General features: G+C 68.3%; 8 protein-coding genes. 3 read left to right on the forward strand and 5 right to left on the reverse strand.

What is annotated here, in order from left to right:
* Positions 1-68: 68 nt before the first annotated feature.
* Entirely contained in the window at positions 69-605 is a 537-nt protein-coding gene (locus G5A07_RS20195) for a hypothetical protein (protein ID WP_071306674.1), read from the reverse strand.
* A complete protein-coding gene (gene mrcB / locus G5A07_RS20200) occupies positions 602-3,037 on the reverse strand; it encodes a penicillin-binding protein 1B (protein ID WP_191863905.1) in 2,436 nt (811 codons plus the stop codon). Before mrcB ends, G5A07_RS20195 begins: the two co-directional genes overlap by 4 nt.
* 96 nt (positions 3,038-3,133) lie before the next feature.
* Between mrcB and G5A07_RS20205 the strand changes: the two genes are divergently transcribed.
* Entirely contained in the window at positions 3,134-5,233 is a 2,100-nt protein-coding gene (locus tag G5A07_RS20205) for a glycosyltransferase (RefSeq protein WP_043399217.1), read from the forward strand.
* Here the strand turns inward: G5A07_RS20205 and G5A07_RS20210 are convergent.
* Both G5A07_RS20210 and G5A07_RS20215 read right to left on the reverse strand, forming a co-directional pair.
* Positions 5,230-6,795 (reverse strand): hypothetical protein, encoded by a 1,566-nt coding sequence (locus G5A07_RS20210; protein ID WP_010481720.1) that lies wholly within the window; start codon positions 6,793-6,795, stop codon positions 5,230-5,232. The two genes, G5A07_RS20205 and G5A07_RS20210, sit on opposite strands and share 4 nt — an antisense overlap.
* A 30-nt stretch (positions 6,796-6,825) precedes the next feature.
* A complete protein-coding gene (locus tag G5A07_RS20215) occupies positions 6,826-8,982 on the reverse strand; it encodes a bifunctional (p)ppGpp synthetase/guanosine-3',5'-bis(diphosphate) 3'-pyrophosphohydrolase (RefSeq protein ID WP_019336379.1) in 2,157 nt (718 codons plus the stop codon).
* 130 nt (positions 8,983-9,112) lie between these two features.
* On the opposite strand from G5A07_RS20215, the gene G5A07_RS20220 reads away from it, so the two are divergent.
* The gene (locus tag G5A07_RS20220) at positions 9,113-9,649 is read left to right on the forward strand and encodes a hypothetical protein (RefSeq protein ID WP_191863906.1); all 537 of its coding nucleotides are present in this window, start codon (positions 9,113-9,115) and stop codon (positions 9,647-9,649) included.
* Between the two features lie 117 nt (positions 9,650-9,766).
* Here the strand turns inward: G5A07_RS20220 and hrpA are convergent, their stop codons facing one another.
* A complete protein-coding gene (gene hrpA / locus G5A07_RS20225) occupies positions 9,767-13,849 on the reverse strand; it encodes an ATP-dependent RNA helicase HrpA (RefSeq protein ID WP_191863907.1) in 4,083 nt (1,360 codons plus the stop codon).
* 86 nt (positions 13,850-13,935) lie between these two features.
* On the opposite strand from hrpA, the gene G5A07_RS20230 reads away from it, so the two are divergent.
* Positions 13,936-14,484, forward strand: a complete 549-nt coding sequence (locus G5A07_RS20230) for a Dps family protein (RefSeq protein WP_006385608.1) — start codon at positions 13,936-13,938, stop codon at positions 14,482-14,484.
* The last annotated feature ends 157 nt before the right edge of the window (positions 14,485-14,641 follow it).

Consider the following 14,641-nt stretch of genomic DNA (forward strand, 5'->3'; position numbering starts at 1 on the left):
CGCCCGGCCCAATCACATGACCCGCATTTTGCGGCCAGCCACGAGGGGCTGCGCCGTTGGCTGAAAATTCAGTACCGCTTGATCCCCGGCACCGTGCAACCTTCAATCTGCGCATGCGCCGACACCGCATTTTCCTTCTCGCCCCGCGCCAGGCGCGACTGCTCGATCGTCGCCCAGTGCCGCCGGCACAGCGGCCCCGTCTTCGAGCCCAGATCCACCGCCTTGCGCGCGAACGTCTCCGCCTGCGCCCACTGCCCCTGCAGCAGCGCCAGTTCGGCACGTTCCTGCAGTACCGCCGGGTCGCCGGCGACGATTTCCAGCGCGTGGTCCAGGCTGCTGGCGGCACCGGCCAGGTCGTTCGCCTGGCGTTGCGCCTGCGCGGTCACCCGCAGGTCTTCCACCTGCGAATCACGCAGCGGCTGCACAGACAGCTCCTTGTCGTCCGGACCTGCGGCCGCATCCACCGCGGCCAGGCGCTGTGCCGGCGTAGTGGTATCGACCGGCGTGACCACCGGCGGCGCACTGGTCACGCAGGCGGCCAGGGCCAGGCTGAGGCCGGTCAGGGCCAGGGGCTGCAGCAGGGATCGCATGTTCATCGGCATCATCGGCTCGGGGGAGGAGTGGCGGCGGCGGGCGCCGCGGCAGGTTCGGCAGGCGCTTCCGGCTTGCGGTCCAGGCCGAACCAGCTGCGCCAGCCACCGCCCTCGCCTTCAGCACCCTGCGCGTCCGGCGACACTGCCGGCGCGCACGGTGCATAGGCCGGTGCATAGCCCACCACGAACGGGAAACGACGCGCGCCCGGGCAGCCTTCATCCGTGCTGTTGAGTCCGGTGGGCGCCACCGACTGCCAGTCCAGGCCCTTGTTGCTGACCCGCAGCGGAGCACTCGGCAGGCGCTGGAAGATACCCGACCAGACCCGCATCGCGCCGGTGGCACCGTACAGGCCGGCCTGCTCGTTCTGGTCGTTGCCGATCCAGATCACCGCCAGGTGATCGCCGGTGTAACCGGCATACCAGCTGTCGCGACCATCGTTGGTGGTACCGGTCTTGCCGGCGGGTTGCAGGCGGCCCAGGCCATCGGCGTTCAAGTGCTGCGCGGTGCCGCTGGCAACCACCTGCTGCAGGCCGACACTGATCAGGTTGGCGGCAATCGAGTCGCCCTCCTGCGCCGGTGCCGGGGTCTTGTCGTAACGCTTGAGCAGCTTGCCCTGCGGATCGAGCACGCCACGCACCGCATGCAGCGGTTGGATCTCGCCACCGGACGCGAGGAACTGGTACAGCTGTGCCATCGCGTACGGGCTCTGGTCGGTCGAGCCGAGGATCACCGCCGGGTTGGCCTCGGCCTTGATGCCGGCCAGTACGTGGATCAGCTGGGTCACGCGCTCGGGGCCGACCTGCATGCCCACGCGCACCGTGGCCTGGTTGTAGGAATGCGCCAACGCATCGATCAGGCGCACCGTACCGTGGCTGCGGTTGTCCGCGTTGCCGGGATTCCAGTTGCGGCCGCGGCCGAGCTGCACGGTCACCGGTGAATCATCGACCCAGCTGGCCAGCGAGTAACGATCCGGCTGCGCCAGCGCCAGCAGGTAGACGAACGGCTTCAGCAGCGAGCCGACCGGGCGCTGTGCTTCGATCGCTCGATTGAAGCCGACCTCGGACACCTCACGGCTGCCGATGACCGCCAGCACGTCACCGTTGTGCACGTCGGTCAGCACCATGCCGGCCTGCAGTTCGGGGCGGCGCTTGCTTTCCAGCGACTTGATGGTGCGGGTCACCGCACCTTCGGCATAGGCCTGCGCGGACGGCGACATGCCGGTCATCACGCTCAGGCCGGCGCCCTGCAGCGCCGATTCCGGATAGTCGTGGCCAAGCTGGCGGCGGACCAGATCGACATAGGCGGGGAAGCGGTTGGCGGCAACCAGGCCCGGCGTCTTGGGCACGCCCAGCGGGGCCTTCAACGCACGTTGGTACTCGGCGTCATCGATCAACGTGGCTTCGTGCAGTTTGCCCAGCACGAAGTTGCGGCGATCCAGCGCACGTTCCGGATTGCGACGCGGGTCATAGAAGGACGGGCCCTTGACCAGGCCGATCAGCAGCGCGATCTGCTCGGTCTCCAGCGACTGCAGGTCGCGGCCGAACCAGAACTCGGCACCGGACGACATGCCATGGATCGCCTGGCTGCCACGCTGGCCCAGGTACACCTGGTTGAGGTAGGCCTCGAAGATGGTGCGCTTGTCGTAGCGCGCTTCCATGATCAGCGCGTACAGCACTTCGTTGAATTTGCGGGTGACCGTCTGCTCCTTGCCGATGCCGAGCAGGCCGCTGCGGGCCAGCTGCTGGGTCAGCGTGGAGGCGCCCTGGCGGCTCTGGCCACCGGAGCGAATGGTCACCCACACCGCGCGCGCAATGCCGGACAGGTCGATGCCGTGGTGGCGGTTGAAGTCCTTGTCCTCCACCGCCTGCAGGCCGGTCACCAGCAGGTCCGGCGCCTCGTCCATGCGGATCAGGCGGCGTTCTTCCTGCTTCTGGCCGTACAGGGTCGCGATGCGGGCCGGGTCCAGGCGCGCAGCCTTCAACGCCTTGCGGTTGTCGGCGTCGCGCAGCGAGGCGACCGCACCATCGGCCAGCGACAGCTCGAGCCGGCGCGGGGCAACCCGGCCATCGACGTCGTTGTAGCCGCGGCTGGAGATGACGAAGCGCCCGCCGTTCACCGCATAGGTGGCCGGCTCCTTGCCCTGGCCGTCATCGCGGTAGGCGGAGGCGGCCAGCTCGGTCTTCAGCGTGGACGCATCCATCGCCTTGCCGGGGGTGAGCACCAGCGGGCGCGCATAGACACGCGTCGGGATCTGCCAGCGCAGTTCACCGAAACGCTGGGTCACCTGCTGGTTCAGGTACAGCGTATAGGGAATGAGGAAACCCAATCCCAACGCGACCGCAGCCATGCTCCAGGTGATCAGGCGACGCCGCCACAGCGGGCCGTTGTCCTGCTGGTCGTCGTCGAAATCGTCGATGTCGTCGGAATCGTAGCGTCGGGGCACGGGAATGCGAGAATGTAGGGTCTGGCGAGTCTACCCCAGCCGCTGCGGCTGGCGGATTCTCCCGGGTTCCCCTGCTTAAGCTGGAGTTGCAACCGGATGGCGATGTCCCTGGCCGAGATCCGATACCTGATCAACCGCCTCACGGGCCTGGCCCGCCGGAGCCTGGCCAGCCTGCGTACCCGTGGGTGGCGGGCGACCTGGCAGCGCATCCGCGTGCATACCCAGCGCGCCGTTCCCGCGCCGCGAACGCCGCTGTTCCTGCCGCCGGCACAGGATTTCGCCCCCTTCACGGTGCCGTTCAGCGAGACGCCGGAAGTGAGCATCGTCATCCCGGTCTACAACCACGCAGGCCACACCCTGGCCTGCCTGCGCGCCCTGGCGGCACATCCGCCGCTGGCCGCGTGCGAGATCCTGGTAGTGGATGACGGCAGCAGCGACACCACCGTGCAGTGGATGCCGCAGGTAGCCGGACTGCGCTACGAAGTGCGCGAGCAAAACGGCGGCTTCATCGAGGCCTGCAACGATGGCGTGTCGCGCGCACGCGGCCGCTACGTGGTGCTGCTCAACAACGATACGGTGCCGCAGCCGGGCTGGCTCGACGCTCTGCTGGACACGTTCGCCAGCACGCCCGGCGCCGGCCTGGTCGGCAGCCAGCTGCTGTACCCGGATGGCCGCCTGCAGGAATCAGGGGGGGTGATCTTCGCCAACGGCAGCGGCTGGAGCTATGGCCGTTTCGAGGCCGCGGACGACCCGCGTTTTGCCAGCCTGCGCGACGTCGACTACTGCTCCGGTGCGGCGCTGATGCTGCCGCGCGCCCTCTGGCAGCAGCTGGATGGCTTCGATACCCGCTACAAGCCGGCCTACTACGAGGACACCGACCTGGCCTTCCGCGTGCGTGCACAGGGCCTGCGCGTGCTGGTTCAGCCGGCCAGCCGGGTGATCCACGACGAGGGCACCAGCAACGGCACCGACACCGGCAGTGGAGTAAAGGCCTATCAGGTGCGCAACCAGGCCATCTTCGCCGCCCGCTGGGCCACCGAACTGGCCCGCCATCCGGCGGTGGGCGAAGTGCCGTCACCGGCGCTGCTGCTGCGTGGCCGACGCCAGGTGCTGATCCTGGACGAGGAAGTACCGCAACCGGATCGCGATTCCGCGTCACTGCGCCAGGTGAACCTGATCCGCCTGCTGCTGCAGGGCGGCGCTCATGTGGTGTTTGTTCCCACCCGCCGCGAACATGGCGGTGCCGCCACCGAAGCACTGCAGCGGATGGGCGTGGAAGTCTGGTATGCACCGTTCCTCGATGGCGTCGCCAGCTGGCTGCGAACGCACGGTGCACGCTTCCACGTGGCGCTGCTGGTCCGCCACCATGTCGCCCACGAGTGCCTGCCGCTGCTGGAGCGCTATGCGCCACAGGCACGCACCGTGTTCGACACCGTGGACCTGCACTACCTGCGCGAACGCCGTGGTGCCGAAGTCGCCGGTGATGCCGGGCTGCTGCGCGCCGCCGAGCGCACCCGCGCCAGCGAGCTGGCGGTGATGGAGCAGTGCGACGTCACCGTGCTGGTCAGTGCCGCCGAGCGTGAGCAGCTGCAGGCCGACGCCCCGTCCGTGCAGGTGGAACTGATCTCCAACCTGCACGACGTCGCCGGCGCCGGCAGGCCGTTCGAACAGCGCCATGATCTGGTGTTTGTCGGCGGCTTCCGCCATCCGCCGAACCTGGATGCCATGGAGTGGTTCATCGGCGAAGTCTTCGCCGGCATCCGTGCCCGTCTGCCCGATGTACGCCTGCACTGCATCGGTGCCGCCACACCCGATTCGCTGCTGGCATTGGCCGCACGCCAGCCCGGCGTGCAGATGCACGGTTTCGTCGAGGACATCACGCCCTACATGGACGGCGCACGCATTTCCATCGCGCCGCTGCGCTTCGGTGCCGGCGTGAAAGGCAAGATCAACCTGAGCATGGCCCATGGCCAGCCGGTGGTAGGTACCACCTGCGCCGTGGAAGGGATGCACCTGCGCCCGGGCCAGGACGTGCTGGTGGCCGATGATGCGGCGGGCTTCGCCGATGCGGTGGTCCGCCTGTACCAGGATCCGCAGCTGTGGCAGCAACTGTCCGATGCCGGCCTGGCCAACATCGCAGAGCACTTCTCGCTGGACGCTGCCCGGGCAACCGTGCAGCGGGTATTCTTCACCTAATCCGGGCGCCCGCCTGCGCGGCGCAGGCGGTCTTCGAACGCTGGCAGCTCGGCCAGGTCCGGCTGCAGCAAACGGGCCTGTCCGGCGGCATGCGCCGCGAAAGCCAGGTCGCCGTTGCCGAGCCGTTCGCTGCCGATCGCCAGCCAGCGCTGGGCCAGGCGCAGGCGTGCCGAGGGAAGTCCGGCCGCGGTCGGCGACAGGGTCTGCCAGGCCTGCAGGCAGGCACCTGCGGCCTGCACGCGGTTCTGCCGCAGGTTGTCGTCGAAGCAGCGGCGGCTGGCGGGCAGCAGCCGCGCTGCGGCAGCCTTCACCCGTGCATCGCGTGGCGCCAGTGACTGCGCTTCGCGCAACGCGTCGAACGCACTGTGGCCGGGGGGGCTGATCCATTGCCCGGCACGTTCAGCGCGCTCGATCCTGCGCAGGTGGTCGCGCAGTTGGCGTTCGCGTTGCGTGTTGCTGACCGCCGGCTGCTGCAGCGCCTTCTGCGCCTGTTGTGCTCGCTGCAGGCGTTGCGCGAGCTGCTGTTGCGCGGCCGGCGAAGCACCCAGTTCCGCCGCCAGCGCGGAATCGGCCTGCGCCGGCTCGAACTGGAAGTCGTCGGCCCGCTTCTGGCTGCGCGCCAGCACCGCCTGCAAGGTCTGTTCGCGGCCGCGCTGGGCACTGGAATCATCAACCGCCACTGCCAGCACGGCGAGGAATCCCTTCGCTGCCGATTCCAGCTGCCGCCGCTGCAAGGCGCGCTGGGCCTGGCGCAGGCGCTGGTCGACAGCCTGTGCCAATGCTTCCTGGCTTGCGGGCAGATCGGCGTGGCCGGCATCGAACTGGCGCGCACGCTGCAGTATCGTCGCTGCCTCGGCCAGCTCGCCGCGCCCGGCCAGGATGCGGGCCTGCTGCAGCAGATCGCTCAGTGCGTCCTCGCGACCTTCCAGCGCCGGCAGATTGTCCGGCTGCAATGCCAGGATGCGCTGGAACAGGGGCAGCGCGCTGCTGTCACCTTCGTCCAGCCGGCCCGCTGCAAAGGCGTTGCGCGCCTGCGCCAGCAGTGCACCGATGCCGGCGCCTGCACTGCGCCGGGCCTGCAGCTGGCGAGCCACGGCGTCCGCATCGGCCTGCGGCACCTGCAGCTCCCGGGCCAGTGCCAGCGCCTTCGCGCTGCCCTCGAGGTCGTTGGCCTGCAGTTTTTCGCTGGCCTGCTGCAGGGCCGCGGCGCCGGTACGGGCCAGGCCTTCGCGGGCCTGCGGACGATCACCATCCAGCGCCAGCACGGCCTGGTAGCGCTCGCGCGCACCACTGCCGTCGGCCGCGCTCAACCGGCCGGTGGCAAGCGCGCGGTCACCTTCGGCCAGCAACTGTTCGATCTGCGGCTCATCCCAGAACCAGTCGGCCAATGGCTTGCGCAGCAGCACCAGCAGCACGAACACCGCCAGCGCCGCGACCAGCGCCCAGCGCCACACCCGGCGCGCGTGGCGTGCCTGCAGCCACCACCAACGGCCTTCACGGCGGACGCGGTCCAGCGCAGGGTGTTCAGCGCCATGCGGGCGATGCGGGGGCTCGCGTTCCATGCGTGCAGGGTAGCCGGGGCAGCGTGAAGCTCAGCCGAGGCGACGCGCCTCGCTCACGCCGGGCAGCGCATCCAGCTTGCCGAGCAGGGTCGACAGCTGGCCGTAGTCGCTCACCTTCAGGCGCAGGCGCAGGTGGGCACGGCCACTGTTGCGTACATTGTCACTGTGGATGTCGAGCACGTAGGCGTCTTCCTGGGCGATCAGGTTGGTGATGTCCTTCAGCAGCCAGCGGCGGTCGACCGCAGTGACCACCACGTCCACTTCGTAGCCGCCGCCGGCCTGGCCCCACTCCACCGGCAGGATGCGCTGCGGGCTGGTGGCTGCCAGCCGGGCCAGCGCGGCACAGTCTGCACGATGCACGGTGACACCACGGCTACGGGTCAGGTAGCCGACGATCGGCTCGCCAGCCACGGGCTGGCAGCAGCGTGCCAGCTGCACCAGCAGGTTGCCTACGCCCTGCACGGTGAACTTGGACTTGCCCAGGTTCTCGCGGCGCGCGGTCGGCCGCGGCAGGGTCGGCGCGGGCGCCGGCTGGCTCGCTGCACGTTCGGCTTCCAGCAGGGTACGGCTGACCTGGTTCGGGCCGGTATCGCCCAGCGCCACCTGGATGTAGAGATCGTCAACGCTGTCGGCATGGAACTTCTTCGCCGCCACCGCCAGGTCCGAGTGCTGCAGGCCCAGACGCTTCAGCTCGCGCTCAAGCAGTTCGCGCCCGGCCTGCACGTTGCGCGCGCGGTCCAGCTTGTGGAACCAGCTGCGTACCTTTTCGCGCGAGCGGTTGCTGGCCAGGAAGCCGTTGGCCGGCATCAGCCAGTCGCGGCGGGGGTCGGCCTCCTTGCCGGTCAGGATCTCGACGCGGTCGCCGCTGCGCAGGCGATAGGTCAGCGGCACGATGCGACCGTTGACCTTGGCGCCCCGGCAGCGGTGGCCCACCATGGTGTGCACCTGGTAGGCGAAATCGAGCGGCGTGGCGCCCTGCGGCAGATCCAGCACCTCATCCTTCGGGCTGAGTGCATAGACCCGGTCTTCGGTCAGCTCGGCATCGAGCGCCCCGGCCAGCTCATTGCCCTGCCCGTCCTGCGCCTGCTCCAGCAGCTGGCGCATCCAGGTGATCTTGCGGTCGAAGGACTTCTCCGCGCCCTTGCCACCCTCCTTGTACTTCCAGTGCGCGGCCACGCCCAGCTCGGCCTGCGAGTGCATCTCATGGGTACGGATCTGCACTTCGATGGTGCGCCCTTCCGGGCCGACCACGGCGGTATGCAGCGAGCGATAGTCGTTGGCCTTGGGCCGGGCGATGTAATCGTCGAACTCGCTCGGCACCGGCGCCCACAGTGCATGCACCACGCCCAGCGCGGCATAGCAGGCGGCGACGTCGTCGACCATCACGCGCACCGCACGGATGTCATACAGCTGGTCGAACGCCAGACGCTTCTTCTGCATCTTCCGCCAGATGCTGTAGATGTGCTTTGGACGGCCGCTGACCTCGGCCTTGATGCCCTGCGCGACCAGCTCGCGCGACAGCACCTTCTTGACGTTCTCGACGTAACGCTCGCGGGCGATGCGGGTTTCGTCCACCTCCCGCGCAATGCGACGGTAGGTCTCCGGTTCCAGGTGGCGGAACGCCAGGTCCTCCAGCTCCCACTTCAGCTGCCAGATGCCCAGGCGGTTGGCCAATGGCGCGTGGATGTCGCGTGTCAGCTGTGCCAGCGCGCGGCGTTGCTCGTCATCCAGCTTGTCGGCCGCGCGCATCCGCGCCAGCTGCCGGGCCAGCAGGATGGGCACCACGCGCAGGTCGCGGATGATCGCCAGCAGCAGGCGGCGCAGGCCTTCGCTGTTGCGCCCTGCCTCACGGCCGGCATGCAGCGCCCACACCGGGTCGGCGGCGTCCTGGCCATCCAGCAGGCCGATCACCGCGGCCTTGTGGTTGCCCAGCGGCAGCTGTTCCAGGCTAGCCCGCAGGCCAGGCAGGTCGAACAGCAGGGCCGCGACCACCGCGCCTTCGTCGGCGGAGAGCATCGCCAGTGCGTCGAGGGTGTCACCCAGCACCGACCAGCTGGCGCGCATCTGGTGGTCGCATTCCGGCGCTTCCCAGTGCCCGCGCAGGGCCTGGCGCAGCGGAGCAGGCAGCACGGCTGCCGAGGGACGGTTCAACAAGGCATCCAGGCCGGGGACGGAAGCGCGGTTCACAGCATCAAGCAGGCAAGACAGAGGCCTCTACACTAGCGCCGGCGCCGTTCAGGGACAATGACCGTGGCCACCATCCCCCGGCATGAAGACATGCCGCTACACTCGCGGGCAAACCCAGGAGAGTCCCGTCATGTCCCCGATCGTCCCGCGTTTCCGCCTACGGCTGCTGGCTTGTGCCGCACTGTTGCTGTCCCTGTCGGCGCCTGCGCTGGCCCAGCGCGTGGTAGAGGGTGACCTGCAGCAGCAGATGTCACCGGCCGAATTCAAGGCTGCTGGCCTGGACAAGCTCAGTGCGCAGGAACTGGCCACGCTCAACCGCTGGCTGCAGGGCAAGGTCGAGGCGGCCACGAGCCAGGCAGTTGCAGCGGTACGGGAATCGGCGCGCGAGGAAGGCCGCCAGGAAGTGATCGTGAAGAATCGCGGCTTCTTCGATTTCGGCAGCAGTGAGCCGATCGTCGGCGTGCTGCAGGGTGAGTTCCGCGGGTTCGGCAAGGGCCGCGTCTACGTGCTGGACAACGGCCAGGAATGGGAGCAGATCGATGCAACCACCCTGGCAGGCGTGCGCAGGCAGTCGCCCGCCGTCAGCATCAAGCCCGGTGTGATGGGCGTCTGGTACCTGAAGGTCGACGGTGTGAACACCCAGCCGAAGGTGCGTCGTACCAAGTAACGACGCCCATCGTGTAGAGCCGAGCCCACGCTCGGCTGCGATCTGCACGGGAAGATGACGAGGCATCAAAAAAGCAGCCGAGCATGGGCTCGGCTCTACGTCATCACATCATCGGAGTCACGCCTGGCGCAGTGCGGCTACCCGCTGCGCCAGCTTCTTCGCCGAGATGCCGGTCCGCGCGCCCAGCTCCTGCGCGAACAGCGACACCCGCAGCTCTTCCAGATCCCAGCGCAGCGCCTGCCATTGCGGGTGCTCGCGCAGGCCCTGCTGCTCAGCCACTTCCAGCGCTTCCAGGAACGGATGCAGTTCCAGCATGCGCGCCTGATCGCGCGGCGGATCACGCTTGGCGCGCTCCGTACGCAGGATCATCGCTTTCAGATAGCGCGGATACTGCGCCAATGCGTCGGCCGGTGTATCGCGCAGGAAGCCTGGATGGATCAGCCCGGCCAGCTGCGCCTCCATGTCGTCCAGGTTGCCGCGCGCCCAGCCCATCAGCGGCGCTTCCAGCATCGGCTTCAGTTCGGCCACCAGCGCCAGGATGGTCTCGGCCAGCTTCAGCCGCGACATGGCCTCACCGAACAGCGCCTTGGCCGCATGCTCGCGGCGCTGCTCGAAGGCCGCCGCATCGCGTATGTCTTCCAGGCCTTCAGCCAGTACGGCGTTCATCGCCGCATCGACCAGGTCGCCACGAAGGCGCTCCTGCGATTCGATCGCCGCATACAGCAGGCCCGTCTTGGCACCCACCGGCAACTGCTTGCGTGCCTGCTTCATCTTCTCGGCCAGCGCGATCTCCAGCAGGCGGCGCACACCCAGCGGATGAGCCGCCTGCGCCTGCTGCCGATCAGCGAAGATGCGCAGCGCCACGCTGTCGCCCTCGTCCAGCAGCGCCGGATAGGCCGGCACGCCGGCTTCGCCGGGCACCTGCAGCGGAATCGGCGTGGCCGGGAAGGTACGCAGGCCATCAGCCGCCATTTCACGTCCGGCGCGTGCAGCGAAGGCGTCGCCCGCGCGCCCACCGAACTTCGCGCGCAATGCGTCCAGGTCGCGCGAGGTGGCCAGCACCCTGCCCTGCTCGTCGCGCAGGCGCAGGTTCATGTGCAGGTGCGGTTCGATCGAGCCGGGCTCGAAATCGAGCGCGGTCACCGTGGCGCCTGTCGCGCGTGAGAGGAAACGCGCCAGTTCGCCGGTGATGGCATCGGCACTGGGTTGCGGGAACGCCTCGTAGAACGCGCGACCAAAGTCCGGCGCCGGCACGTAGTTGCGGCGCATCGCCTTGGGCAGGCTGCGAATCAGCGCCGCAGCCTTGTCGGCAACGAAGCCGGGCGCCAGCCAGCCCAGCTGCACCGGATCCAATGCGTTGAGCAGGTGCAGCGGTACGTCAAGGGTTACGCCGTCATCCTCGGCACCCGGCTCGAAGCGGTAATGCAGCGGCAATCGTGCCTGGCCCAGCGCGAGGTACTTCGGGTAGCGCTCCTGCTCACTGCCTTCGCCCGGCAACAGGTCGGCCAGCGTCCAGTGCAGGGTCTTGCGCTGTTCCGGCGCAAGACCCTTCCACCAGGCATCCAGGCCGGAGGCCGAATGGATCTGCGGCGGCACCCGGTCCAGGTACCAGCGTGCCTGCCAGTCTTCGTCGGCAACGATGCCGGCGCGGCGCAGCTTGGCTTCTTCCTCGCGCGCGACCTCCAGCACCTTCTGGTTGTCGGCGACGAAACTGGCGCGGGTATTGATCTCGCCGGTCACCAGTGCCTGGCGCACGAAGATGTCATGCGCCTCGCCCGGCGCGATGCGGCCGTAATGGACCGGTTTCTTCGGTGCCAGCACCAGGCCGAACAGGCTGATCTGCTCAGACGCCAGCACCTGGCCCTGCGCGCGCGACCAGTGCGGGTCGAAGTGCTTGCGCAGCAGCAGGTGCGGCAGTTCGGCGATCACCCAGTCCGGCTCGATCGCGGCCAGGGTCATGCCCCATACCTTCTGCGTATCCAGCAGGTTGGCCACCAGCAGCCACGGCGGTGGCCGCTTGGCCAGCGCCGAACCGGGGAAAGGCAGGAAGCGGCGCTGGCGCGGCGCCTGGAAATCGCCCTTCTCGGTGCGGTGGCCGATCTGCGTCGGCAGGCCCGCCACCAACGCACGGTGCAGGGTCTGGTAGGCAGCGCCACGCACACGTTCGCTGAAACCGCCGCCAACCGGCGCCTGTTCCTTCTGCGCGCGCACGGCCACCGGCGCCGGTGCGGCCTCCGCCTTGCCTTCGCGGGCCAGGCGTGCAGCCCGGTGCAGCTGGCCCCGGGTCGCCTTCACCGCCGCCGCGTCATCGCGCGCCGGGGCCGGTGCAGTGCTGCCCGCCAGCAGCGGCGCCATCGATGCCTCGCTGGGCTCTTCCTTCCAGCCCAGTTCCTCGCACAGCAGGCGCAGCTGCCGGTGCAGCTCGCGCCATTCGCGCATGCGCAGGAAACCGAGGAAATGACGGCCACACCAGTCGCGCAGCTTGGACTGGGTCAGGTCTTCATGTGCCTGCCGGTAGGCATCCCACAGGCGCAGCACGCCGACGAACTCGGATCGGCCGTCGGCAAACTGCGCATGCGCGCTGTCGGCCGCACCGCGCGCCTCGGGCGGTCGTTCGCGCGGATCCTGGATGCCCAGGAACGAGGCGATCACCAGCATCGGCCGCAGGCAGCCGGCGGCCTGCGCGGCCACCAGCATGCGCGCCAGCTTCACGTCCACCGGCAGGCGCGCCATCTGCTTGCCGATGGTGGTCAGGCGCCGTTCGGCATCGATCGCCCCCAGTTCGGTCAGCTGCTGCCAGCCATCGGCAACCGCGCGCTCGTCCGGTGCTTCCAGGAACGGGAACTCCTCGATGCGGCCCAGGCCCAACTGCAGCATGCGCAGGATCACCCCGGCCAGGCTGGAGCGGCGGATTTCCGGATCGGTGAACTCCGGCCGCGCCTGGAAATCGGCCTCAGCATACAGGCGGTAACAGATGCCCTCGGCGATACGGCCGCAGCGCCCCTTGCGCTGGTTGGCGCTGGCCTGCGAGATCGGCTCGATGTGCAGGCGGTCCAGCTTGTTGCGCGGGCTGTAGCGCTTGACGCGGGCAAGGCCCGGATCGACCACGTAACGGATGCGCGGCACCGTCAGCGAGGTTTCCGCCACATTGGTGGCCAGCACGATGCGCCGGTTCGGCCCGGGATTGAACACCCGGTCCTGGTCCTGGTTGGACAGCCGCGCATACAGTGGCAGTACCTCGGTGTTGCGGTACTTTCGCCGTTCCAGCGACTGGTGCGCATCGCGGATCTCGCGCTCGCCCGGCAGGAAGATCAGCACGTCGCCGCGTGCATCCAGGCGGGTAATCTCGTCGACAGCCGACACGATGGCATCGTTGACGGTACGTTCGCCCTGGTCTTCACCCTCGCCTTCCAGCGCGCGGTAGCGCACCTCCACCGGGTAGGTGCGGCCCTCAACGCTGATCACCGGCGCATTGTCGAAATGCTGGGCGAAGCGTCCGGTGTCGATGGTGGCCGAAGTGACGATCAGCTTCAGGTCGGGGCGCTTGCGCAGCAGCTGCTTCAGGTAGCCCAGCAGGAAGTCGATGTTGAGGCTGCGCTCGTGCGCCTCGTCGACGATGATCGTGTCGTAGTTCGACAACCAGCGGTCGCTGGCAATCTCCGCCAGCAGGATGCCGTCGGTCATGAACTTGATGCGGCTGTCTTCGCTGACCTTGTCGTTGAAGCGCACCTGGTAGCCCACCAGCTGGCCCAGTTCACTCTGCAGTTCCTGTGCGACACGGCTGGCTACCGCACGTGCGGCAATCCGTCGCGGCTGGGTGCAGCCGATCATGCCGGCCTGGCCACGGCCGGCGGCCAGGCACAGTTTCGGCAGCTGGGTGGTCTTGCCCGAACCGGTTTCACCAGCGATCACCACGACCTGGTGGTCGCGGATCAGCCCGATGATGGCGTCGGCTTCACGCGCAATCGGCAGCTGCGGGTCCAGAGTAATGGACGGCTGCTGCTGCGCCCGTGTCATTCGGCGCTGCACCGACGCCTGCAAGGCCTGCTCGAAGGTGGCGGCCAGTGCCGCATCCTGTGGCTTGGCCTGGCAACGCGAGAGCATCCCCAGCAAACGGCCCCGGTCGCGGCTCATGGCGCCGTCGATGGCGGCGCGCTGTTGGCGCAGGCGGGGCGATGGATTTTTATCGATAGAGTTCATCAATCGGTTCGTTCAAAACTTTGAAAGCGACCAGTCATCACGACCGGTTTATTGTGAAGGCCAACGATTCCACAAGGAGGAACCCCATGGCGAAGACCAAGAGCACGACCAAGCCCAAGACCGGCAAGCAGAAGCTTGCAGCGGCGGCACCGTCGGCGCCGAACATCGATATCGGGATCACCCAGGGCGACCGCAAGAAGATCGCCGACGGTCTGTCGCGCTTCCAGGCTGATGCGTTCACGCTCTACCTGAAGACACACAACTTCCACTGGAATGTGACCGGGTCGATGTTCAACTCGCTGCACACCATGTTCGAGACGCAGTACACCGAGCAGTGGGCGGCACTGGACGACGTGGCCGAGCGCATCCGCGCGCTGGGCTTCAATGCCCCGGGCTCCTACCGGGAATTTGCTGCGCTGACCTCGATCGCCGAGGAACCGGGCCTGACCGACAGTGCGGACTGGCGTGAAATGGTACGCCAGTTGGTGGTCGCCAACGAAGCGGTCTGCCGTACGGCGCGTGAAGTGCTGGAGGTGGCGGCCAAGGGTGACGACGCCCCGACCGAGGATCTGATGACCCAGCGGCTGCAGACGCACGAGAAGTACGCCTGGATGCTGCGCTCGCTGCTCCAGTAAGGGTTTTGGGGGTCTCGGCAGGGCTGCGCCCTGCACCCGCAGAGGCCGAAGCAACAGCAACTACCAGAGCAAGAGCAAGAGCTGGTTTCCTGTGGGTTGGCGGGGTGGGTCCGGTTGCGGGAGACGCCGTAAACCCGTCCTTGGGGGCTTGGCCGCG

Source organism: Stenotrophomonas sp. AS012628 (assembly GCF_010608305.1).
GTDB lineage: Bacteria > Pseudomonadota > Gammaproteobacteria > Xanthomonadales > Xanthomonadaceae > Stenotrophomonas > Stenotrophomonas geniculata.

Excerpts from the sequence above, each read along its gene's own strand:
- G5A07_RS20195 (WP_071306674.1), bottom strand. The coding sequence starts at position 605 with ATGATGCCGATGAACATGCGATCCCTGCTGCAGCCCCTGGCCCTGACC.
- G5A07_RS20205 (WP_043399217.1), top strand. The coding sequence starts at position 3,134 with ATGGCGATGTCCCTGGCCGAGATCCGATACCTGATCAACCGCCTCACG.
- G5A07_RS20210 (WP_010481720.1), bottom strand. The coding sequence starts at position 6,795 with ATGGAACGCGAGCCCCCGCATCGCCCGCATGGCGCTGAACACCCTGCG.
- G5A07_RS20220 (WP_191863906.1), top strand. The coding sequence starts at position 9,113 with ATGTCCCCGATCGTCCCGCGTTTCCGCCTACGGCTGCTGGCTTGTGCC.
- hrpA (WP_191863907.1), bottom strand. The coding sequence starts at position 13,849 with ATGAACTCTATCGATAAAAATCCATCGCCCCGCCTGCGCCAACAGCGC.
- G5A07_RS20230 (WP_006385608.1), top strand. The coding sequence starts at position 13,936 with ATGGCGAAGACCAAGAGCACGACCAAGCCCAAGACCGGCAAGCAGAAG.